The sequence below is a fragment of the Lysinibacillus fusiformis genome, assembly GCF_002845985.1.
In the GTDB taxonomy this organism is placed as follows: Bacteria; Bacillota; Bacilli; order Bacillales_A; family Planococcaceae; genus Lysinibacillus; species Lysinibacillus fusiformis_D.
This window is the reverse complement of record NZ_PDFK01000005.1, coordinates 155,919-180,015: the sequence shown is the minus strand read 5'-3', so window position 1 is coordinate 180,015 and position 24,097 is coordinate 155,919. Positions and strand designations below refer to the sequence as shown.

The following is a 24,097-nucleotide window of genomic DNA, read 5'->3' as shown; positions in this document are numbered from 1 at the left end:
TGACAATTTCGTCATCTACCTGTTAGTTTGACATATTCATTTTGTAAGGGAAAACGCAGTGTAAATAATGAGCCGTCTCCAACATTCGATTGAACATAGATGCGAATCCCGATTTTTCGGGCTGCATTGGATGCCAAATAAAGACCCATTCCTGTAGATTGTGAGGATTCTCTTCCCGCTGTTCCCGTATACGATTTTTGAAAAATTCGAGGTAAATCCTCTAAAGGAATACCTATACCTACATCTTTTATATGTAATAATGTCGCACCTGTTGGGTCATGTTCAGTAAAAATTGTGACCTCAGAATTTACTGGACTATATTTTATGGCATTTGAGAGAATTTGCCGAACAATAAACGCCAGCCACTTGCCATCAGTCAGAACCGTATCTGTAAGCTCAGCGACTTCAAAGCCAATACCTTTTTCAATACACCAAGCCTGCATACCCCTGATTTCTTTATAGACAATCGGTTTCAGCTCGACCTCATTTAAATAGTTGTCCTTTTCAATAGAGGCTAATCTTGTTTGATGTAGCTGTTGATCGACTAAAAGATGTAGTCTCAGCCATTCATTCTCTAATTTTCGGCGCAGTGATACATCCTCAATATGCTCTAACAATAAATTAATCGTTGTTAAAGGGGCCTTTACTTCATGAACCCAAGCCAACAGCTCATCTGAATACTCTTGTAGTTGCACTTTAGCTTGATTTAACTCCATGTTCTTCTCATAAAAGACACTTTCTATTTTTTGAAAGCATGCTTCCTGAAAAGGAGTTAAAACTAGTCTGTTTTTATGTGCTTCATCAAGGTAGCCGTCCATATTTCCCAGGAAATCTTTTAATTTCCCAACTTCATTGACATAACGCCACACAAAAAAGAGTGTAAAACTAACAAGCAAACTAATGTTTACATACCATATTGAAATACTATTTAAACCAACATCTAAAGAAAATAGCACATTTAGAAGTGTAAAAATGAAAATAAAAAAACCAATCCATGCAAAGCGTTCTCTTATAAATAATAATAGCATGTTTTTCACGTCCTCTGGCTGACTGCCATATATCCAAGTCCTTTTTTAGTTAGAATCACTTCTGGTAAACCAATATCCTCTAGCTTTGTACGTAATCGATTAACATTTACCGACAAAGTATTATCATTGACAAAACGTTCATCATCCCAAAGCTTTCTCATTAATTCGTCTCTTGAAACAATCTGATTAACCTGTTCCACTAAAATTCGTAAAATGAAGAGCTCGTTTTTCGTTAAGGAAGCAGTAGCCCCATTAAATACAATCTCACTCCTTGTATAATCAATAACGGCATTATTAAAACGAGTAACGTCCATTTTCTCCTCAACATAGTCATAGGTTCTTCGTAAAATCGCCTGTGTTTTCGCGAGTAGCACTTCCATATGGAATGGCTTTTGTATAAAATCATCTGCTCCCATTTGCATAGCCATCACCATATCCATTGGATGATCTCGAGACGAAAGAAAAAGGATGGGTACTTTGGATAAATGACGTATTTCTCGACACCAATGAAAGCCATCATAGGCAGGTAATTGAATATCAATCAGCACAAGATGTGGTTTCTCCTCTATAAAATTGTCCATCACCTTTTGAAAATTTTTAGGACCAACCACTTGTAATGACCAATGTGCAAAACGTTCTTGAATCATGTTAAAAATGGATGGATCATCTTCAATGAGCAAGATTTTCATGTCCATGTTCAATTCCCCTTTTCTTTATTTCTCCTAGATGACATGCTAGCTGTTATGTATACATACACTAATTAAAATCATTTGATTTCCCTTATTTTAACACAAAAAACCAATCTGTAAGCGTCCCTACAGATTGGTTTGATAATTAGCGAAAGCTAAAATTATTTTTGGATAGAAGCAACTACGCCAGCGCCTACAGTACGGCCACCCTCACGGATAGAGAATTTAGTACCTTCTTCAAGAGCGATTGGAGCGATAAGTTCAACTGTCATTTCGATGTTATCACCAGGCATTACCATTTCAACGCCTTCTGGTAAGTTACAGATACCTGTTACGTCAGTTGTACGGAAGTAGAACTGAGGACGGTAGTTAGAGAAGAATGGAGTATGACGGCCACCCTCTTCTTTTGATAAAACGTAAACTTCAGCTTTGAAGTTTGTGTGTGGAGTGATTGAACCTGGTTTAGCTAATACTTGACCACGTTGGATTTCTTCACGAGCAACACCACGTAGTAAAGCACCGATGTTGTCACCAGCTTCAGCATAGTCTAATAATTTACGGAACATTTCTACACCAGTTACAGTAGTAGATTTAGCTTCTTCAGCGATACCGATGATTTCAATTACGTCACCAACTTTAACTTGACCACGTTCAACACGGCCAGTTGCAACTGTACCACGACCAGTGATAGAGAATACGTCCTCTACTGGCATCATGAATGGTTTGTCAGTTTGACGTTCTGGAGTTGGGATGTAAGAATCTACAGCGTCCATTAATTCAACGATTTTTTCTTCCCATTCTGGTTCACCTTCAAGAGCTTTAAGAGCAGAACCTTTGATTACAGGAATATCGTCACCTGGGAAGTCATATTCAGATAGTAGATCACGGATTTCCATTTCTACTAATTCTAATAATTCTTCGTCATCAACCATATCACATTTGTTCATGAATACTACTAAGTATGGAACACCTACTTGACGAGATAAAAGGATGTGTTCACGAGTTTGTGGCATTGGGCCATCAGCAGCAGATACTACTAAGATACCGCCGTCCATTTGTGCAGCACCAGTGATCATGTTTTTAACATAGTCAGCGTGTCCTGGGCAGTCAACGTGTGCATAGTGACGAGTTTCTGTTTCATATTCTACGTGAGAAGTGTTGATTGTGATACCACGCTCTTTTTCTTCTGGAGCGTTATCGATGTCAGCGTATGATTTAGCTGTACCACCCATTTTTTTAGAAAGAACTGTAGCGATTGCAGCAGTTAAAGTAGTTTTACCATGGTCAACGTGTCCGATTGTACCAATGTTAGCATGCGTTTTAGAACGGTCAAATTTTTCTTTAGCCATTAGAGATTGCCTCCTCAAAATTATATGTTTTATTTTTGAAATTTATAGAATGAATGCCGATAGAGAACGGGCCCATCCCCTATCCTGCAATCATAGCTTACAAATTAGTTATACTTTATGCAAGATGAAAATTCAATTATTCACCTTTATTTTTTTTGATGATTTCAGCAGCAATTGATTTTGGTACTTCTTCATAATGATCGAATGTCATTGAGAATACACCACGACCTTGTGTTGCAGAACGAAGTGTTGTTGCATAACCAAACATTTCTGCTAAAGGAACCATCGCACGAACAACTTGTGAGTTACCACGAGCATCCATACCCTCAACGCGTCCGCGACGAGAAGTAATGTTACCCATGATATCGCCAAGGTATTCTTCTGGAATTACAACTTCTACTTTCATCATTGGTTCTAAGATAACAGCGTCACATTGTTTCGAAGCTTCTTTAAGAGCCATAGATGCAGCAATTTTGAACGCCATCTCATTCGAGTCAACGTCATGGTAAGAACCGAATACTAATTTCGCTTTAATGTCGATTAGAGGGTAACCAGCTACTACACCGCGGTCAAGAGAGTCACGAAGACCTGCTTCAACTGCAGGAATGTATTCACGAGGAATTACACCACCAACGATAGCGTTTTCGAATTCAAATCCTTTACCTTCTTCATTTGGAGAGAACTCAATCGTTACATCTCCGTATTGTCCACGACCACCAGATTGGCGAGTGAATTTACCTTGAACTTTTGCAGAGCTACGGAATGTTTCACGGTAAGATACCATTGGAGCACCTACGTTAGCTTCTACTTTAAATTCACGGCGCATACGGTCAACTAAGATATCAAGGTGAAGTTCACCCATACCTGAGATGATTGTTTGTCCAGTTTCTGTGTCAGTATGAGCACGGAAAGTTGGATCCTCTTCTTGAAGTTTTTGTAAAGCTTGACCCATTTTATCTTGGTCAGCTTTTGATTTTGGTTCTACAGAAAGAGAAATTACTGGCTCAGGGAACTCCATTGATTCAAGAATAACTAGGTTCTTCTCGTCACAAAGAGTATCACCAGTAGTAGTGTCTTTAAGACCTACTGCTGCCGCGATGTCTCCAGCAAATACTTTTGAGATCTCTTCACGAGAGTTAGCGTGCATTTGTAGGATACGACCTACACGCTCACGTTTACCTTTAGAAGAGTTTTGCACGTATGAACCTGAATCTAATGTTCCAGAGTACACACGGAAGAAAGTTAATTTACCTACGAATGGGTCAGTCATAACTTTGAATGCAAGAGCTGAGAATGGCTCTGCATCAGAAGATTTACGTTCTAACTCTTCGTCACCATCTACTGAAGTACCTTTGATTGCTGGTACATCAACTGGAGATGGTAAGTAATCGATAACGGCATTTAACATTGGACGTACGCCTTTGTGTTTGAATGCTGTACCACAGATTACTGGGTAGAATTCTACTGCGATTGTAGCACGACGGATCGCCGCTTTAAGTTCCGCAACAGTAATTTCTTCGCCTTCTAAATATTTTTCCATGATTTCTTCATCAACACTTGCAACAGCGTCGATTAGTTTTTCACGGTATTCTTCAGCTTGTGCGCGGTATTCTTCAGGAATTTCTCCTTCAGTTACTGCTGTACCTTTTTCGTCGCCATAGAAAGTAGCTTTCATCTCAACTAGGTCGATGATTGCTGAGAATTGATCTTCAGCTCCGATAGGTAATTGGATAGGGTGAGCGTTTGCTTGTAAACGATCATGTAGAGTTCCTACAGAATATAAGAAATCTGCTCCTGTTTTATCCATTTTGTTAATGAATACAATACGTGGAACACCATAAGTTGTAGCTTGACGCCATACAGTTTCAGTTTGAGGCTCAACACCAGATTGAGCATCTAGTACTGTAACAGCACCGTCAAGTACACGTAATGAACGTTCTACTTCTACAGTGAAGTCTACGTGTCCAGGAGTATCGATGATGTTTACACGATGGCCTGCCCATTGGGCTGTTGTTGCAGCAGAAGTGATTGTAATACCACGCTCTTGCTCTTGCTCCATCCAGTCCATTTGAGAAGCGCCTTCATGAGTTTCACCGATTTTGTGAATCTTACCAGTGTAATAAAGGATACGCTCAGTTGTTGTTGTTTTACCAGCATCAATGTGAGCCATGATCCCAATATTACGAGTATTCTCAAGTGAGAATTCGCGTTTCATAGGAAATTTCTCCTTCCATATTGGGGTAAAGACTGTATAAGAGACCTTGTGTTAGCTAACTGGCTAACACATAGGTTAAATTACCAACGGTAGTGAGCGAATGCTTTGTTCGCTTCTGCCATTTTGTGCATGTCTTCACGTTTCTTAACTGATGCACCAGTGTTGTTAGAAGCATCAAGAATTTCGTTAGCTAAACGTTCTTCCATAGTTTTTTCACCACGAAGACGAGCATAGTTAACTAGGTAACGAAGACCTAAAGTTGTACGACGTTCTGGACGTACTTCAACCGGTACTTGGTAGTTTGAACCACCAACACGGCGAGCACGAACTTCAAGAACTGGCATTACGTTGTTTAGAGCGGCTTCGAATACTTCAATTGGATTTTCACCAGAACGTTCTTTAACAAGTTCGAACGCACCGTATAAAATCTTTTGAGAAGTACCTCTTTTACCATCAACCATCATTTTATTGATTAAACGAGTTACTAGTTTTGAACTATAAATTGGATCTGGTAACACGTCACGTTTGGAAACAGGACCTTTACGAGGCATGTGTTTTCCTCCTTTCGAATAGTTATCGATTATTTTATAAAGTTGGCCTTTTCGTATTTGTCGATCAAATATCAAATCTGCTAGCAAGATTCGATATTTGTGACAATTAGTATGAGGCTCAGTATTAAATAACGTTATTTAACGTTAAATTATTTTTTTTCTTTAGGGCGTTTTGTTCCGTATTTAGAACGTGATTGTAAACGACCGTTTACACCAGCTGTATCAAGAGCTCCACGTACGATATGGTAACGAACACCCGCTAAGTCTTTTACGCGTCCGCCACGGATAAGAACAACACTGTGCTCTTGTAAGTTGTGGCCTTCACCTGGGATATAAGCTGTAACCTCAATTTGGTTAGTTAAACGTACACGAGCGTATTTACGTAACGCTGAGTTCGGTTTACGAGGTGTCATTGTACCAACACGAGTACAAACACCGCGTTTTTGTGGTGATTTAACATCAGTTAAAGATTTTTTAAATGAGTTATATCCTTTGTTTAACGCTGGTGATTTTGATTTCGTGATTTTAGATTGACGAGGCTTACGTACTAATTGGTTAATTGTAGGCATCGATATTTCCTCCCTTCATTTATTCCTTGTTAATACCACACATCCAGGTGGTTCATTTTTTGGGTAAAAACAAAGTCTTTGTGTTTAATACACAAAAACTACTCTACAGTAATCGCAACTACCGCAGCTCCAACATGGATTCCACAGGCCTTGCCCAGTTCCTTTTTCGACTCAACAAGAATAACTGGTATACCGATTTCTCTCGCGAAAGATATGGCCGAATCGGTTACCCAATTGTCTGCATCAAGTGCCACAAGAAGTTCTTTCACTGAACCGGCTCGCATTGCTTTTACTGCTTGCTTTGTACCTATGATTGTTTGACTAGCCCTTACTTTATCATAAGACATTTTCATATCCTCCGAAGTACAGACAGTTAACTATCAACCTTCAATATATTATCATTACCAATTTACACTGTCAACTAATATCTTTAAAAAGTCCGAAGAGACGGTGAAATTCCATCTCTTCGGTCCTATTTTAATGTCTATTCGGCAGAAACAACTTCTGTGTCAAGCTCATCTTTTTCGATGCGGATTTGACGGTAACGTTGCATACCAGTACCTGCAGGAACAAGTTTACCGATAATTACGTTCTCTTTTAATCCAAGAAGCTCGTCACGTTTACCCTTAATTGCTGCATCTGTTAACACACGTGTTGTTTCTTGGAACGATGCTGCAGATAAGAATGATTCTGTTTCAAGAGAAGCTTTTGTAATACCCAGGATAACAGGACGACAAGTTGCAGGATTTTTGCCATTCATAACAGCATCTGCATTTGCCTCTGCAAATTGGTGGATATCTAGTAATGAACCTGGTAATAAATCTGTATCTCCAGCTTCAATTACACGTACTTTACGAAGCATTTGGCGAACCATTACCTCGATATGTTTATCACCAATTTCTACCCCTTGCATACGGTATACTTTTTGAACTTCTTTTAATAAATATTCTTGAACAGTTGAAACATCTTTGACTTTTAACAATTGTTTTGGATCGATAGAACCCTCTGTTAAAACTTGACCACGCTCTACATTATCACCTTCGATAACTTTTAAACGTGCATTATAAGGTGCTTGATACTTACGCGTTTCTACGTCACCTTGAATAGTAATTTCTTTTAAGCCTTCACGAATTTCTGTGATATCTGAAACAGTACCTGTGATTTCTGAAATAACAGATTGACCTTTTGGATTACGTGCTTCAAAGATCTCTTGGATACGTGGAAGACCTTGTGTAATATCATCTCCGGCAACCCCACCTGTATGGAATGTACGCATTGTTAATTGTGTACCTGGTTCACCGATTGATTGAGCTGCAATAATACCAACTGCCTCTCCAACCTCAACCTTTTCACCTGTTGCCAAGTTCATGCCGTAACATTTTTTACATACGCCATGTTTTGTATTACATGTAAATGCTGAACGGATTGTCACTTCCTCGATACCTGCTTCAATAATTGCACGAGCAACATCTTGGTCGATTAAACCATCTCTTCCTAAAATAACTTCACCCGTTTCAGGATGTACGATTGTTTTCTTCGTATGACGACCAACAATACGTTCATCTAGAGCTTCAATCAGTTCTGTGCCTTCCATTAATGCACCAATTGTTAAGCCACGGTCAGTACCACAGTCATCTTCACGTACAATAACATCCTGTGCAACGTCAACAAGACGACGTGTTAAGTAACCTGAATCGGCAGTTTTAAGGGCTGTATCGGCAAGACCTTTACGAGCACCGTGAGTAGAGATGAAGTACTCTAATACTGTTAAACCTTCACGGAATGAAGATTTAATTGGAAGTTCAATAATACGACCAGCCGGGTTGGCCATCAGACCACGCATACCAGCTAACTGCGTAAAGTTAGATGCGTTACCACGGGCACCTGAATCAGACATCATGAAAATTGGGTTTGTTTTCTCAAGTGACTTCATCAGTTTCGCTTGAATTTCGTCTTTCGCAGCACTCCAGCTTGAGATAACACGATCATAACGTTCATCCTCTGTAATGAAACCACGACGGAATTGCGCTTGAACTTTATCCACTTTTTCTTGAGCTACAGCTAAAATTTCACCTTTATCAGGTAATACCACGATGTCAGATACACCTACAGTAATACCAGCACGTGTTGAATATTTAAATCCTAGGTTTTTCATGCGGTCAAGCATTTTAGATGTTTCAGTAATGTGGAAACGTTTAAACACTTCAGCAATGATATTTCCTAAGAATTTTTTACGGAATGGATTTACAACTGGTACTGATGCAAAATATTTACGCAATACAGCTGTACGTTGTGCATCAATTTTCCCTTTTTCATCTAAATTATTATAAGCGCTATCTGATTCAAGCTCTTTCAGAGTATCTTCGTCAATTACTAAATTAGCGAAGTATTTCTCTGGTGTTACTTGCTCTAAGTTGAAATCAGTTGGCTCATTAATATAAGGGAATGATTTTGGCAAGATTTCGTTAAAGATTACTTTACCAACAGTTGTCAATAGGAACATATTATTTTGTTCTTCTGTGAATGTTGGGTTATTTAACGAACTTGCTTTAATCGCGATACGTGTATGCAAATGTACATGACCTGTATCATATGCAATTAAGACTTCATTTGGACCATAGAAAACAGTACCTTCACCACGAGCATCTTCACGTTCAAGTGTTAGGTAGTAGTTTCCTAATACCATATCTTGAGAAGGTGTTACAACAGGTTTACCATCTTTTGGATTCAAGATGTTTTGTGCTGCAAGCATTAGAAGACGAGCTTCTGCTTGAGCTTCTGCTGATAACGGTACGTGAACCGCCATTTGGTCACCATCGAAGTCAGCGTTATACGCTGTACATACTAATGGGTGAAGACGAATAGCACGACCTTCAACTAGTGTTGGTTCAAATGCTTGAATACCAAGACGGTGAAGCGTTGGTGCACGGTTTAGTAATACCGGATGCTCACGAATAACATCTTCTAAAACGTCCCAAACGTCATTGTTTAAACGTTCAATTTTACGCTTAGCAGATTTAATGTTATGAGCAAGACCACGCTCTACTAACTCTTTCATTACGAATGGCTTGAATAATTCGATAGCCATTTCTTTTGGTAAACCACATTGGTACATTTTTAAGTTTGGACCTACTACGATAACGGAACGACCAGAATAGTCAACACGTTTACCAAGTAAGTTTTGACGGAAACGACCTTGTTTACCTTTCAGCATATGTGAAAGTGATTTTAGTGGACGGTTACCAGGACCTGTTACAGGACGTCCGCGACGACCATTATCAATTAATGCGTCAACAGCTTCTTGTAGCATACGCTTTTCGTTTTGTACGATGATGCTTGGCGCACCTAAATCTAATAAACGTTTTAAACGATTATTACGGTTAATTACACGACGGTATAAATCGTTTAAATCGGAAGTTGCAAAACGACCACCATCTAATTGCACCATTGGACGAAGCTCTGGTGGAATAACAGGTAGAACATCTAGAATCATCCATTCAGGTGAGTTACCTGAGTTACGGAAAGATTCAACAACTTCTAGACGTTTGATAGCACGAGTACGTCTTTGACCTTGTGCAGATTTTAACTCTTCTTTTAAAGAATGTGTTTCATCCTCTAAGTCAATTTTGCTTAATAGTTTTTTGATTGCTTCTGCACCCATTGCAGCTTCGAATGTGTTGCCGAATTTTTCACGGTATGCACGGTACTCTTTTTCAGAAAGTAATTGTTTGCTTTCTAAATTAGTAGCACCCGCATCAATCACAACATATGAAGCAAAATAAATAACTTCTTCTAATGCACGTGGTGACATATCTAGGATTAGACCCATACGGCTTGGAATACCTTTGAAGTACCAGATATGAGAAACTGGTGCTGCTAATTCGATGTGTCCCATACGTTCACGACGAACTTTAGCGCGTGTTACTTCAACGCCACAACGGTCACAAACTACGCCTTTATAGCGTACACGTTTATATTTACCACAATGACATTCCCAATCTTTAGTTGGACCAAAGATACGTTCACAGAATAAACCATCTTTTTCTGGTTTTAATGTACGGTAGTTAATTGTTTCAGGCTTTTTAACCTCACCATATGACCAAGAACGAATCTTGTCAGGGGATGCTAAACCGATTTTCATATATTCAAATTCATTAACGTCTATCAAGGAGCCTACCTCCCTCTAGTATAGGTCTTTATAAAGACTCTTTTACGCAGCTCGATAATCGCTTGCAAAGAATTGCCTCTTTGGCAAAGGATTAGAAATAGAATGATTTATTAAAAGAAAAAGCCAGGCAGGGCGTTAAATCCTGCCCGGCTAATTTGAAAAATAAGTTTGACCTTATTCACCATTGTGAATTTGGGTTTCCATTATTCAAAAGACTCTACTGGCTCTTCTTCTGTATCTGGCTGTGGTGCAATGTTAAGTGCATCAGCTGGTTGAAGATCTTCTTCTTCGTCTAAATCGCGAAGCTCTACTTCTTCATCATTAACTGTTAACATCTTAACATCCATACCAAGAGATTGAAGTTCTTTAATCAATACTTTGAATGATTCAGGAACACCTGGCTCTGGTACACTTTCACCTTTAACGATGGCTTCATATGTTTTCACACGACCAACAACGTCATCGGATTTAACCGTTAAGATTTCTTGAAGTGTATATGCAGCACCGTATGCTTCAAGTGCCCATACCTCCATCTCACCAAAACGTTGTCCACCAAATTGCGCTTTACCACCAAGTGGTTGCTGCGTAACAAGTGAATAAGGACCAGTTGAACGTGCGTGAAGTTTATCATCAACCATGTGAGCAAGTTTGATCATGTACATGATCCCAACAGATACACGGTTATCAAATGGTTCACCAGAACGTCCATCATACAGGATTGTTTTACCGTCACGGTTCATCCCTGCTTCTTCCATTGTTTCCCAAACGTCTTCTTCATTAGCACCATCAAATACTGGTGTTGCCATGTGGACGCCTAGGTAGCGGGAAGCCATACCTAAGTGTAACTCTAAAACTTGTCCGATATTCATACGAGAAGGTACACCAAGTGGATTTAACATGATATCAACAGGCGTGCCATCTGGCATGAACGGCATATCTTCTTCCGGTAAGATACGAGAGATAACCCCTTTGTTACCATGACGTCCGGCCATTTTGTCCCCAACGCGAATTTTACGTTTTTGAACAATATAAGCACGAACTAATTGGTTAACGCCTGGTGGTAATTCATCGCCATCTTCACGGTTAAATACTTTAACGTCAAGAATGATACCGCCAGCACCGTGTGGTACACGTAATGAAGTATCACGAACCTCACGAGCCTTTTCACCGAAGATTGCATGTAATAAACGCTCTTCCGCAGTTAATTCTGTAACCCCTTTAGGTGTTACTTTCCCTACCAGAATATCGCCATCACGTACTTCCGCACCAATACGGATAATACCACGTTCGTCTAGGTTACGAAGTGCATCTTCCCCAACGTTCGGAATATCGCGAGTGATTTCTTCAGGCCCAAGCTTTGTATCACGAGATTCTGATTCATATTCTTCAATATGAACAGATGTATAGACATCGTCTTTTACAAGGCGCTCGCTCATAATAACAGCATCCTCATAGTTAAAGCCGTTCCAAGTCATGAATGCAACAAGTACGTTACGTCCAAGAGCCAGTTCGCCTCTTTCCATTGATGGACCGTCTGCTAAAATATCACGAGGTTTCACACGCTCGCCAACTTTTACAAGTGGACGTTGGTTATATGAAGTACCTTGGTTTGAACGAATGAATTTTTGTAATTTATATTTTGTTAAATCGCCTTTAACCTCTTTGCCGTCTACAACTTCAATGCGACGAACATGGATAGAGCGAGCCTCTACGTGCTCAACAATACCATCGTATTTCGCTACAACAGCTGCACCTGAATCACGCGCATCAACATGTTCCATACCCGTACCAACGAATGGTGCTTCTGGGTTAAGAAGTGGAACTGCTTGACGTTGCATGTTGGCACCCATAAGTGCACGGTTAGAGTCATCGTTTTCTAAGAACGGGATACAGGCAGTCGCAGCAGAAACTACTTGTTTAGGAGATACGTCCATGTAGTCCATTTGAGCTTTATTGAATACTGTGTTATCCCCACGGAAACGACCTACTACTTCTTCATTAGTAAATGTACCATCTGGATTTAATAGCGAGTTTGCTTGTGCTACATAGTAGTTATCTTCTTCATCAGCTGTTAAATAATCAATTTGATCCGTTACTCGGCCTGTTTCGTGATCAATACGACGATAAGGCGTTTCGATGAATCCAAATTTATTGACTTTGGCAAATGAAGATAATGAGTTGATTAAACCAATGTTTGGACCCTCAGGTGTCTCGATTGGACACATACGACCGTAGTGAGAGTAGTGAACGTCACGCACTTCAAAACCAGCACGCTCACGTGTTAAACCACCAGGCCCTAATGCAGATAAACGACGTTTATGTGTTAACTCTGCTAGAGGGTTTGTTTGGTCCATGAATTGAGATAATTGAGAGCTACCGAAGAACTCTTTAATAGACGCAATTACAGGGCGAATATTAATTAATTGTTGCGGTACGATTGCAGCTGTGTCGTTAATGGACATACGCTCACGTACTACACGTTCCATACGAGATAAACCGATACGGAATTGGTTTTGTAGTAACTCACCTACTGAACGTAGACGACGGTTACCTAAATGGTCAATATCATCTGTTGCGCCTACTTGGTAAAGTAAGTTGAAGAAATAGCTTACTGAAGATAAAACGTCAGCTGGTGTAATATTCTTCACTTCTTCATCAATGTACGCATTACTGATGATATTAATTTCTTTTTGTGCTTCATCTTTCGGTGCATAAATCTTAATAGATTGGATTGTTACATCGTCCTCAAGCACGCCACCAACTTGCGATAAAGTACGGTAACCAATACCTTTTGATGAATCTTCTAGGTAAGGTAGAATTTTATCTAAAGTACGACGGTCAAGCACTGTACCCTTTTCTACTAAAATTTCGCCTGTTTCAGGATCTACAAGCGTTTCAGCAATCGTTTGGTTAAATAAACGATTTTTAATATGAAGCTTTTTATTCATTTTGTAGCGACCAACATTCGCTAAATCATAACGTTTTGCATCGAAGAAACGAGAGTACAATAAACTCTTCGCACTTTCTACTGTTGGAGGCTCACCTGGACGTAAACGTTCATAGATTTCTAAAAGTGCTTTTTCTGTACTTTCAGAGTTATCTTTTTCTAACGTATTACGTAAATACTCGTTATCACCGATAATATCGATAATTTCTTGGTCTGAACCGAAACCTAGTGCACGTAGTAACACTGTTACTGGTAGCTTACGAGTACGATCGATACGCACATAAACTACGTCTTTTGCATCAGTTTCATACTCTAACCATGCACCACGGTTTGGAATCACCGTTGCGCCGAAACCTTTTTTACCGTTTTTATCAGTTTTATCATGGAAATACACACTTGGTGAACGAACTAATTGTGAAACGATAACACGTTCAGCACCATTGATAATGAACGTACCTGTTTCTGTCATTAATGGGAAGTCACCCATGAAGACATCTTGTTCTTTCACTTCGTCTGTTTCTTTGTTGTAAAGACGTACTTTCACACGTAATGGAGCTGCGTAAGTAACATCTCGCTCTTTACATTCATCAACATCATACTTAGGCTCACCTAATGAATAATCGATGAATTCTAATGAAAGATTACCTGTAAAGTCCTCGATCGGCGAAATGTCACGGAACATTTCACGTAAACCTTCTTCAAGGAACCACTCGTAAGACGCCGTTTGAATCTCAATCAGATTTGGAAGCTCAAGCACCTCTTTAATACGCGCAAAGCTTCTACGCTGGCGGTGTTGTCCGTACTGAACTAGTTGACCTGTCAACTCATTCACCCCTCAATAAAGCGATATTAGGTCTTTGCAAAATCATACAAATAGTGTATGATTTCGAAAGACAAAAAGAAAACGAGTCTTCAAAAAGATCTCATTTTCGGTTAACTAAACTTATCTTGGCAAGTATACCCATATAAAAACATTTCTATACAAAAGGGCATACGACCTCAAAATAATATTTTTGCATTGTATCATATTATCATAGCCGATTTGTCAAGTCAATAAATTATACATATTTCATTTATTTTTTTGCGCGTACTATCCAGTACCCTTTTTTCTTCTCTACAATATCGACTTCTGAAAATTTTTCTTCTAGGTAACTTACTGTCGATGGTGCTCCTTGTTTCTTCTGGATGACTACCCAAAGCTCACCCGAAGGCACTAGTCGATCATAAGCTCCATCGTAAAAGCGGAAAATCGTTTCCTTCCCTGCACGAATTGGTGGATTCGTTAAGATAGCTGCAGCTTCTACATCTGTATCAACCATCGATAGGCCGTCACTCACAAATATTCGCACATTTTGAACACCGTTCACTTGCGCATTTTTTTGCGAAAGTGTAACTGCGCGTTCATTTATATCCATCATATAAACGGTACGGTCTGGATTCGCTTTGGCAATCGATAATCCTATCGGCCCATATCCACAACCTACATCCAATATCGCACCATTAATATTAGGCATTTTAAAAGCGTCTATTAAAACACGGGATCCAAAATCTACTTCGCTTTTACTAAATACACCTGCATCCGTTTCAAACGAAAACGAATGCCCTAGTAACTTGAATGTCCAGTGACGAGGTTTACTCTCAGTTTGAGGCTTACTTGTATAATAATGATCTGACATTTTCATGCCTCCTCAGAATGAAGAAAAAAGCTCGCCAAAATGACGAGCTTTCCTTTTGTTAAAAAGTAATACGAGATTACTTAACTTCTACAGATGCGCCAACTTCTTCAAGTTTAGCTTTGATTTCTTCAGCTTCATCTTTAGAAACGCCTTCTTTAAGAGCTTTAGGAGCGTTATCTACTACTTCTTTAGCTTCTTTAAGACCTAAACCAGTGATTTCACGAACCACTTTGATTACTTTGATTTTTTCTGCACCAGCAGATGCTAATACTACGTCAAATTCAGTTTTTTCTTCAGCTGCAGCAGCACCGCCAGCAACTACTGCTACAGGAGCAGCAGCTGTTACACCGAATTCTTCTTCGATTGCTTTTACTAAATCGTTTAATTCAAGAACTGTCATAGCTTTGATAGCTTCTAAGATTTGCTCTTTATTCATTATAATTTCCTCCTAATTGGATAATGTTTTATTTTTTTGCGATCAGGCCGCAGAAGTTTGAGTGCGTATTAAATTACGCGCCTTGTTCTTCTTTTTGTTCTGCAACAGCTTTTGTTGCAAGTGCGAAGTTACGCACTGGAGCTTGAAGTACAGATAAAAGCATAGAAAGTAGACCTTCGCGTGATGGAAGTTCTGCAAGTGCTTTAACATCTTCAACAGAAGAGATTGTACCTTCAATAATACCCGCTTTAATTTCTAAAGCTTCGTTTTTCTTAGCGAACTCGTTGATGATTTTAGCAGGCGCTACAACATCTTCATTTGAGAACGCAATTGCGTTAGGACCAACTAATACGTCGTTGATTCCTTCAAGACCAGCAGCCTCAGCAGCACGACGAGTTAAAGTATTTTTGTAAACTTTGAACTCAACGCCAGCTTCACGAAGTTGTTTACGAAGCTCAGTTACTTGTGCAACATTAAGACCACGGTAATCCACAACTACTACAGAAGCAGCGCCTTGGAATTTTTCAGTAATCTCTTGAACTTGTACTTGTTTGTTTTCGATTGCTTTGCTCATGATGACACCTCCTATTAGAATGGGTCATTTATACCGACAAAAGAAAAGCCTCTGGGTCAAATAGACGCAGAGGCTGAAAGTCATCATCTTTAAAATAAGAATCTGAATTCCGATGTCCTCGGTAGGATCATTAAGTGACAAGTCACCCCTACTGTCTACGGTACAAATGGATAATTCACAACAGCAACTATAATATCATGTATACTCACTGTCGTCAACACATATATATAAATTATTTTACTACTACGTTAGAAGCGTCAACTTTAATAGCTGGGCCCATTGTAGTTGTAACATTTACAGATTTCATGTAAGTACCTTTAGCTGCAGCAGGTTTTGCTTTTTGCACTACATCAAAAACAGCTAAGAAGTTTTCTACTAATTTTTCTGCTGAGAAAGAAACTTTACCGATAGGAGCGTGGATGATACCAGCTTTATCAGCACGGTATTCTACTTTACCAGCTTTGATTTCTTCGATCGCTTTTGTTACATCGAAAGTAACTGTACCAGTTTTAGGGTTTGGCATTAAACCTTTAGGTCCTAATACACGACCAAGTTTACCAACTTCGCCCATCATGTCAGGAGTTGCTACGATTACATCGAAATCAAACCAACCTTGTTGGATTTTTTGGATGTATTCTGCATCGCCTACATAGTCAGCACCAGCTGCTTCAGCTTCTTTAAGTTTCTCACCTTTTGCGAATACTAATACACGTTGAGTTTTACCAGTACCGTTTGGTAGCACTACTGCACCACGGATTTGTTGGTCGTTTTTACGAGTATCAATACCTAGACGGAAAGCAACTTCTACAGTAGCGTCGAAGTTAACTGTGCTAGTTTTTTGAGCAAGTTCGATTGCTTCTTGTGCACTATATAGTGAGTTACGATCAATTAATTTTACTGCATCTTGCAGTTTTTTACCTTTTTTAGCCATTATATATTTCCTCCTTGATTGTGGTTATAGCGGATTTTACCTCCCACGAATAAAGGTTGCGTGTTCACAAAGAAACTTCGCAACCTTCCAAAAAACAAAACATCAAGTAAATGGGATTAGTCTTCGATAACAATACCCATGCTTCGTGCAGTACCTTCAACCATTAACATAGCAGCTTCCACTGAAGCAGCGTTAAGGTCTGGCATTTTAGTTTCAGCGATTTCGCGAACTTTATCACGCTTAACCGTTGCCACTTTTTTACGATTTGGTTCACCAGATCCTGATTGGATACCAGCTGCTACTTTAAGTAACACTGCTGCAGGTGGAGTTTTTGTAATGAAAGTGAAAGAACGGTCCTCGAATACTGAAATTTCAACTGGAATAATAAGACCAGCTTGATCAGCAGTACGCGCATTGAATTCTTTACAGAATCCCATGATGTTCACACCCGCTTGACCTAATGCAGGACCAACCGGTGGAGCTGGGTTAGCTTTACCAGCAGGGATTTGAAGTTTTACAACTTTAATAACTTTTTTAGCCACGAGACACACCTCCTTAAGTCCGTGATGTGGTAATTGGGTTGCCCCTCCCACTCAATATCTGTCTGTCAGCTAAGTGCCGATAACATTAAAATTATCAATACAGACGTCAACTAAAAGTATGACAGTCTGACCTATGAAATGATACCACTTTTAATTTTTTTAAGCAAGTAGTAATTAACAAAATCTGCGAAACATCTACCAATTGACATGTCATAGATCAATTACTGGAACTATAATTTTTGAATTTGTTCGAAATCTAGCTCCATAATTGTTTCGCGACCAAACATATCAACCGACACTTTTATTTTTCCTTTTTCCGTGTCAATTTCCTCAACACGCCCTTGGAAATGAGCGAACGGCCCTTCTAATACTTCAACAGCCTCACCAACAGTTATATCAACTTCTACAACCTTATCAGTCATACCCATTTGTTGTAGTAGACGATCTGCTTCCTCTGGTAGTAAAGGTGTTGGTTTTGCTCCTCCACCTGATGAGCCGATAAAGCCAGTAACGCCTGGCGTATTTCGTACTACATACCAAGAATCGTCTGTCATAATTAACTCAACTAACACATAACCAGGGAAAACTTTACGCATCATCGTGCGCTTTTTCCCATCTTTCATTTCTGTTTCCTCGTGCTCAGGAACAATTACACGGAAGATTTTATCTTGCATTCCCATTGTTTCTACACGTTTTTCTAGGTTTGCTTTTACACGGTTTTCATACCCTGAATACGTATGAACAACATACCAATTTTTCTCCATAACTACTAGGACTCCTCGTCCGTCCCTCCCTTACAAATAAAAGTGAAAATGAATCGCGATATGCTAAACGCATTCTTACTCTTTTCACAAACATCTCATTAGAAAAATATAGCTTTCGCTAATAGCCAGCGAAAGCCCGATGATATATACCGAAACTAGCATAGTCATCAATCACTACTATCATACTCTCCTAGTAGCATCCTTATCATCATGAGCGTATTTTACTGACCTTCACTTCACCATGTCGTCAAACCAATAGATAAAGTTTTCTGCTGAATGAAGATAAAACAAACGAAAAAACCCGTTATTACAATGGACGGGCTATTTCAAAAATATGCTATTTACTAAATTATAAATCTAAGTACCAGCGGAATAATGATGAAACACCTAAGTCAACTAATACAAAAAATAAAGCCATAATGACAACAGTTGAAATTACAACGACTGTATATTTCGTTAGTTCTTTACTTTTTGGCCAGCTTGTTTTGCGCATTTCAGACATTACATCACTTAAAAAGCCTTTGATCTTGCCCATTCTAGCTTAACCTCCGAATCAATCATATCTGTCTATTTACATATCATTTTATAGCGTTTGTTTATGCATTGTATGTTCATTGCAATGCGAGCAAAATTTCTTTAATTCGAGACGTACAGTTGAACCTTCTTTAGCTGGGAACGTGTAATTTCTCGACCCGCATTTCTCGCAATTTAGCACGACTTTTTTTGCCATATACTCACCTTTTTCGGCACTTTGTCTTTTTAAGACTAACACCTATATTTGTCAATGTCAATAAAGGCCTATATGGACTAAGACATTTCCTCAAGGACCAAATGTCGCTCTAATTTACGCTTGACCCGCTGCAATGCATTATCAATCGATTTCACATGGCGATTTAATTTCTCAGAAATTTCATGATAAGACTGACCATCTAAATATAAAGCTAAAACTTGTAGTTCTAATTCACTTAAAATCTCACTCATTTTTTCTTCTAAATAGCCGAACTCTTCTCTATGAATCATCAATTCTTCTGGATCGTCCATAATAGCACCTGTTAGCACATCCATTAGCGTTCGGTCTGACTCTTCATCAAATATAGGCTTGTCCAAAGAGATATAGGAGTTTAGTGGAATATGCTTTTGCCTAGTAGCTGTTTTAATCGCCGTGATGATCTGCCTTGTAATACACAGCTCTGCAAAAGCCCTAAAAGAAGCCAGTTTATCGCCTTTAAAATCACGAATCGCTTTATATAAACCGATCATACCCTCTTGCACGATGTCTTCCTTATCTGCTCCAATTAAGAAATAGGACCTTGCCTTTGCTCTTACTAACAAACGGTATTTCGTAATTAAGTAATCCAACGCATCTGTATTACCTTGATGCACCATTTCAATAAGTTCTTCATCATTGAATCGTTCAAAATCTTGTGTCACTTGTACAATGCTATTTTTAAACATGGTATCACCTCAGCCACAACAGATAATTAGGAACAGTATAACGGAATTGGAAAATATGCGTCAATCTATCATTTCAATCCTCGTCGCCATTTTTCAAAAGCAAGTGCAACATCTGGCTTTAATTCTATACGAGAAGGCGGCTTGCTTTCTTGTTTGCGCCTCACGTCATGTGAAATTTTATGTTGGATAATGCTTGTATCAATTTCTAGCTCTCTAGCCGATTTCCTTAGAGCACCATTACCAAAGATAACGCTTTGCTCTGCCATATCGGACGTTGCTACATGTATCTGTACATTTCTAGCCTTTAGTTCACGCGTCATTTTTTCTATTCGTTCATCTGCCGTTTCATTTTTACGGGTATAAATGACTTCTACACCATTTTCTATATAAGATTGCTCAACTCCTGGTACAAGATGTGCGTCAAAAACAATAATTACGCGCCAGTCCATAGCCGCTTTATATTCAGCCATAACTTCTATCAGCTTTCTGCGCGCATCCTCAAAATTTGTATCACGCAATGGCCGCAGCTCTTTCCAAGATCCAATCATATTATAGCCATCAACAAGCAAAATGTTTTTCATTGTTACTCATTCGCTTCTTGACGTTTACGATACACTTCATACATTAAAAGCGCTGCAGCAACTGATGCGTTTAATGATGTAACATGCCCAACCATTGGTAAGTGATATAAAAAATCGCATTTTTCTTTTAATAAACGACCCATTCCCTTGCCCTCACTGCCAATAATGATGGCTAACGGTAATGTGGCATCCATTTTTCGATAATCCACTGAGCCCTTCGCATCTGTACCAGCGATCCATACACCTCGTTCTTTTAGTTCATCAACCGTTTGAGCAAGATTGTTCACACGTACAACTGGAACATGTTCAATAGCACCTGTGGATGCTTTTGCCACTACAGCTGTTAAACTAACAGATCGACGCTTTGGAATAATAATACCATGTGCTCCGATAGCATCAGCCGTTCGCATAATAGACCCTAGATTATGAGGATCCTCTAGCTCGTCTAAAATTAGGAAAAAAGGATCTTCCTGTTTATTGGCTGCAGCTGCAAATAAATCCTCAAGTTCAGCATACTTATAAGCGGCAACAGATGCAACAATTCCTTGATGATTAGCACTCGATAATTGATCGACTTTCTTTTTTGGGACAAACTGAACTATTACACCACGTTCTCGGGCTAAATCTAGCAATTCATTCACACCAGATTTTTTGACACCTTCTGCAATCCATACTTTATTCATATCGCGGCCTGAACGAAGTGCTTCTAACACTGGGTTTTTACCGGCAATAATTTCACCATTTTGTTCTGCCATTATTTAGACACTCCCTTTGATTCCTCGATTATTTGAATAGCATATGCAATGATTTCATACACGCGTTCTAGTTCATTTAATAAATATAAACTACCAAGCACTGCCTCAAAGCCTGAGCTATTACGATAGGTTTGGACATCTGTATTTTTTGGTACAGAGCCGGATTTGGCATTGCGTCCACGACGGAACACAGCCAATTCCTCCTCTGTTAAATAATTTTCATCCATCATGCGATGAACGATCTTAGATTGCGCTTTTGCTGAAACATAACGAGTTGCCTCTCGATGCAGCGTATTCGGCTTAACACGGCCAGAACGTAGCAAATGCTCACGTATTTTTTGTTCTAATACGGCATCCCCCATATAGGCTAATGCCAGCGCATTTAATTGCTTAACATCTTCATTGCGAAGTTTATCCAACTTTATTACCCTCGTTTCCATCTAGTTCCTTGTCGTGTATCTTCTAAAATGATACCCTGGGCTTGCAAATGGTCACGGATCTCATCAGAACGAGCAAAGTCACGGTTTTTACGTGCCTCTACGCGCTCTTGTAGCAATGCTTCAATTTCTTCGTCTAATAGCTCTTCTTCTTTTACAAATTCAATACCTAAGACGTCGCCTACTACTTCAAAAGTTTCCATAAATGTTTCTAAAACTTTTTTGCAAGTATTTGCTTCATTTAAGTAAATATTAGCAATACGTGCTACCTCGAATAATACTGAAATAGCGTTTGCAGTATTAAAGTCATCATCCATTGCCTCTTCAAACTGTGCTTTTTGTTCAGCAATTTTGCTCAGCCATTCTTCCGAGTGATCACCTAAGCTTGCTGTAGTTGTAAGACGATGCTTCACATTATTGTAAGCTGTACGAATGCGTTCTAAGCCCGTTGCAGCAGCTTCTACTAAATCTTTAGCAAAGTTAATTGGGTGACGATAATGAACCGATAGCATAAAGAAACGTAGTATCTGTGGATCAATTTGTTTACGAATATCATTAACAAGAATGAAATTGCCAAGAGATTTAGACATCTTTTCATTATCGATATTAATATACCCGTTATGCATCCAATAACGTGCAAATGTTTTATCGTTATGTGCTTCTGATTGAGCAATTTCATTTTCATGGTGAGGGAAAGTTAAATCTTGCCCACCAGCATGAATATCAATAGTATCTCCTAAATGCTCACGAGCCATTACAGAACATTCAATATGCCAGCCTGGACGACCATCTCCCCATGGACTTTCCCAGAATATCTCACCCGGCTTCGCAGCTTTCCATAAAGCAAAATCTAATGCATCATCTTTTTTCTCGCCTGCTTCAATACGAGCACCGATTTTTAAATCGTCTACTGATTGATGCGATAATTTACCATAGCCATCAAACTTACGTGTGCGATAATACACATCCCCAGCAGATTCATAAGCATAGCCTTTATCAATTAATACTTGAATAAATTGAATGATATCGTCCATATGCTCTGTTACACGTGGATGAACATCCGCTTTTTTGCACCCTAGTGCTGTAACATCCTCGAAGTACGCAGCAATAAAGCGCTCTGTTAATTCATGCACTTCTTCGCCTAACTCATTTGCTGCCTTAATGATTTTATCGTCTACATCCGTAAAATTGGATACGAATTTTACATCATAGCCTTTATATTGAAAATAACGGCGAACTGTATCATACACAATGACAGGACGTGAATTTCCAATATGGATATAGTTATAAACAGTCGGACCGCAGACATACATTTTAACTTTTCCTTCTTCTAGCGGTACGAAGGTTTCCTTTTGTCTTGTTAATGAGTTAAATATTTGAATACTCATTGTGTTTCTCTCTCCTTTTGTAAGCGTTCGATTTCCTGCTGCAATTCAGTGATTTGCTTCTCGAAAACTTGACAACGTTCTTCCACAGGATCAGGTATATTTTGATGATCTAGTTTTTTCTCTAGACGAACTCCATCCTTAATTACTATTTTACCAGGAATACCGACAACTGTAGCGTTTGGCGGTACTTCTTTTAAAACAACTGATCCCGCACCAATTTTACTATTCTCACCAATTGTGATAGAGCCTAATACTTTCGCGCCCGTTGCAACAAGCACATTGTCCTCTAACGTAGGGTGTCGTTTTCCTTTTTCTTTCCCTGTACCACCTAATGTTACACCTTGATATAAAGTAACATTATTACCAATTTCACATGTTTCACCAATGACAACACCCATACCATGGTCTATAAAGAAACGACGACCAATTTTTGCACCTGGGTGAATTTCAATCCCCGTAAAGAAACGGCTAATTTGCGAAATGGCACGAGCTATAAAATAAAAACGTCTTTTAAAGAACCAATGCGCCACTCGATGCGCCCATGTCGCATGCAAACCAGAATAGGTTAACACCACTTCAAATACACTACGCGCTGCTGGATCATTCTCAAAAATTGTTTCCACATCTTCCTTCATTCTTTTAAACACAAAAACTCCCCCTTTTCATGTTGGTCTTGCTCAAATCCTTTGAAATCCTACACACTAAAACGATAGCAATTGCCAATTTCCTTCAGATTCCCTGCGTAGATGATGTGGTATTGACGCCTCCTTGTAAATTAATGAAGCCTGCATCATTGCCTTTTTCTAAAAAATAAAAAGCGCCCCTATCATCCCCAAAAGGGAATGACAGAGACGCTTAAAATGCGTGGTTCCACTCTGTTTGAAGGCAAAGATGCCTTCCACTCTGGACGTTCTTTAACGGGAACGACTCGATAAAGCCTACTATAGTTCAGCTCTATGCTCAAAGGTGCATTTCAGTTTTGCCTGGGCTCAGACCACTTTCAGCCGGTGATGGTCCTCTCTTAAGAGCATGCGCCACTTAC

Annotated in this window: 23 protein-coding genes and 2 other annotated features (1 of these 25 running past the window's edge); all 23 genes read right to left on the bottom strand. The window is 39.2% G+C overall.

Annotated elements, in window-relative coordinates:
• Window positions 1-11: 11 nt before the first annotated feature.
• Complete coding sequence (locus tag CRI88_RS16875) at window positions 12-1,028, bottom strand: sensor histidine kinase (RefSeq protein ID WP_036123704.1); 1,017 nt, start codon at window positions 1,026-1,028, stop codon at window positions 12-14.
• Window positions 1,029-1,033: 5 nt separating this feature from the next.
• A complete protein-coding gene (locus CRI88_RS16870; protein ID WP_080717086.1) occupies window positions 1,034-1,723 on the bottom strand; it encodes a response regulator transcription factor in 690 nt (229 codons plus the stop codon).
• 155 nt (window positions 1,724-1,878) lie between these two features.
• Window positions 1,879-3,066: an elongation factor Tu gene (gene tuf, locus CRI88_RS16865; protein ID WP_036123706.1), complete on the bottom strand. Its 1,188-nt coding sequence runs from the start codon at window positions 3,064-3,066 to the stop codon at window positions 1,879-1,881.
• A 136-nt stretch (window positions 3,067-3,202) separates the two neighbouring features.
• Window positions 3,203-5,281: an elongation factor G gene (gene fusA / locus CRI88_RS16860; RefSeq protein WP_036123709.1), complete on the bottom strand. Its 2,079-nt coding sequence runs from the start codon at window positions 5,279-5,281 to the stop codon at window positions 3,203-3,205.
• Window positions 5,282-5,361: 80 nt separating this feature from the next.
• A complete protein-coding gene (gene rpsG, locus CRI88_RS16855; protein ID WP_036123710.1) occupies window positions 5,362-5,832 on the bottom strand; it encodes a 30S ribosomal protein S7 in 471 nt (156 codons plus the stop codon).
• 149 nt (window positions 5,833-5,981) lie between these two features.
• Window positions 5,982-6,401 carry a 30S ribosomal protein S12 gene (gene rpsL / locus CRI88_RS16850; RefSeq protein ID WP_010860613.1) on the bottom strand — a complete coding sequence of 140 codons (420 nt, stop codon included), beginning with the start codon at window positions 6,399-6,401 and terminating at the stop codon, window positions 5,982-5,984.
• Window positions 6,402-6,499: 98 nt separating this feature from the next.
• Window positions 6,500-6,748, bottom strand: coding sequence for a ribosomal L7Ae/L30e/S12e/Gadd45 family protein (locus CRI88_RS16845; RefSeq protein WP_036123715.1), 249 nt, complete (start codon window positions 6,746-6,748; stop codon window positions 6,500-6,502).
• A gap of 137 nt (window positions 6,749-6,885) precedes the next feature.
• Window positions 6,886-10,569, bottom strand: coding sequence for a DNA-directed RNA polymerase subunit beta' (gene rpoC / locus CRI88_RS16840; protein ID WP_058845122.1), 3,684 nt, complete (start codon window positions 10,567-10,569; stop codon window positions 6,886-6,888).
• A gap of 203 nt (window positions 10,570-10,772) precedes the next feature.
• Window positions 10,773-14,348, bottom strand: a complete 3,576-nt coding sequence (rpoB, locus tag CRI88_RS16835) for a DNA-directed RNA polymerase subunit beta (RefSeq protein WP_170829859.1) — start codon at window positions 14,346-14,348, stop codon at window positions 10,773-10,775.
• A 241-nt stretch (window positions 14,349-14,589) separates the two neighbouring features.
• Window positions 14,590-15,192 carry a class I SAM-dependent methyltransferase gene (locus CRI88_RS16830; protein WP_058845123.1) on the bottom strand — a complete coding sequence of 201 codons (603 nt, stop codon included), beginning with the start codon at window positions 15,190-15,192 and terminating at the stop codon, window positions 14,590-14,592.
• Between the two features lie 76 nt (window positions 15,193-15,268).
• The gene (gene rplL / locus CRI88_RS16825) at window positions 15,269-15,628 is read right to left on the bottom strand and encodes a 50S ribosomal protein L7/L12 (protein WP_004233598.1); all 360 of its coding nucleotides are present in this window, start codon (window positions 15,626-15,628) and stop codon (window positions 15,269-15,271) included.
• Window positions 15,629-15,701: 73 nt separating this feature from the next.
• Window positions 15,702-16,202, bottom strand: a complete 501-nt coding sequence (rplJ, locus tag CRI88_RS16820; protein WP_004233596.1) for a 50S ribosomal protein L10 — start codon at window positions 16,200-16,202, stop codon at window positions 15,702-15,704.
• Window positions 16,203-16,234: 32 nt separating this feature from the next.
• Window positions 16,235-16,381 (bottom strand) — a sequence feature (ribosomal protein L10 leader region).
• Between the two features lie 53 nt (window positions 16,382-16,434).
• On the bottom strand, window positions 16,435-17,133 hold the full coding sequence (rplA, locus tag CRI88_RS16815; RefSeq protein WP_036123728.1) for a 50S ribosomal protein L1: 699 nt from the start codon (window positions 17,131-17,133) through the stop codon (window positions 16,435-16,437).
• Between the two features lie 116 nt (window positions 17,134-17,249).
• Window positions 17,250-17,675 (bottom strand): 50S ribosomal protein L11, encoded by a 426-nt coding sequence (rplK, locus tag CRI88_RS16810; RefSeq protein WP_004233593.1) that lies wholly within the window; start codon window positions 17,673-17,675, stop codon window positions 17,250-17,252.
• 230 nt (window positions 17,676-17,905) lie between these two features.
• Window positions 17,906-18,439 (bottom strand): transcription termination/antitermination protein NusG, encoded by a 534-nt coding sequence (gene nusG / locus CRI88_RS16805; protein ID WP_036123731.1) that lies wholly within the window; start codon window positions 18,437-18,439, stop codon window positions 17,906-17,908.
• Between the two features lie 349 nt (window positions 18,440-18,788).
• Entirely contained in the window at window positions 18,789-18,974 is a 186-nt protein-coding gene (gene secE / locus CRI88_RS16800; RefSeq protein ID WP_036123733.1) for a preprotein translocase subunit SecE, read from the bottom strand.
• A 48-nt stretch (window positions 18,975-19,022) separates the two neighbouring features.
• Window positions 19,023-19,169 carry a 50S ribosomal protein L33 gene (gene rpmG / locus CRI88_RS16795; RefSeq protein WP_004233588.1) on the bottom strand — a complete coding sequence of 49 codons (147 nt, stop codon included), beginning with the start codon at window positions 19,167-19,169 and terminating at the stop codon, window positions 19,023-19,025.
• A 77-nt stretch (window positions 19,170-19,246) separates the two neighbouring features.
• Window positions 19,247-19,894: an RNA polymerase sporulation sigma factor SigH gene (sigH, locus tag CRI88_RS16790; RefSeq protein WP_036123738.1), complete on the bottom strand. Its 648-nt coding sequence runs from the start codon at window positions 19,892-19,894 to the stop codon at window positions 19,247-19,249.
• A gap of 68 nt (window positions 19,895-19,962) precedes the next feature.
• The gene (locus CRI88_RS16785) at window positions 19,963-20,475 is read right to left on the bottom strand and encodes an NYN domain-containing protein (protein ID WP_036123742.1); all 513 of its coding nucleotides are present in this window, start codon (window positions 20,473-20,475) and stop codon (window positions 19,963-19,965) included.
• Window positions 20,476-20,477: 2 nt separating this feature from the next.
• On the bottom strand, window positions 20,478-21,230 hold the full coding sequence (gene rlmB / locus CRI88_RS16780; RefSeq protein ID WP_036123745.1) for a 23S rRNA (guanosine(2251)-2'-O)-methyltransferase RlmB: 753 nt from the start codon (window positions 21,228-21,230) through the stop codon (window positions 20,478-20,480).
• Complete coding sequence (locus tag CRI88_RS16775; protein ID WP_036123747.1) at window positions 21,230-21,649, bottom strand: Mini-ribonuclease 3; 420 nt, start codon at window positions 21,647-21,649, stop codon at window positions 21,230-21,232. Before CRI88_RS16775 ends, rlmB begins: the two co-directional genes overlap by 1 nt.
• 5 nt (window positions 21,650-21,654) lie before the next feature.
• A complete protein-coding gene (gene cysS, locus CRI88_RS16770) occupies window positions 21,655-23,055 on the bottom strand; it encodes a cysteine--tRNA ligase (protein WP_058845124.1) in 1,401 nt (466 codons plus the stop codon).
• Window positions 23,052-23,702, bottom strand: coding sequence for a serine O-acetyltransferase EpsC (epsC, locus tag CRI88_RS16765; protein ID WP_036123753.1), 651 nt, complete (start codon window positions 23,700-23,702; stop codon window positions 23,052-23,054). Before epsC ends, cysS begins: the two co-directional genes overlap by 4 nt.
• 197 nt (window positions 23,703-23,899) lie before the next feature.
• Window positions 23,900-24,097: a binding site (T-box leader), on the bottom strand (it continues 22 nt past the right edge of the window).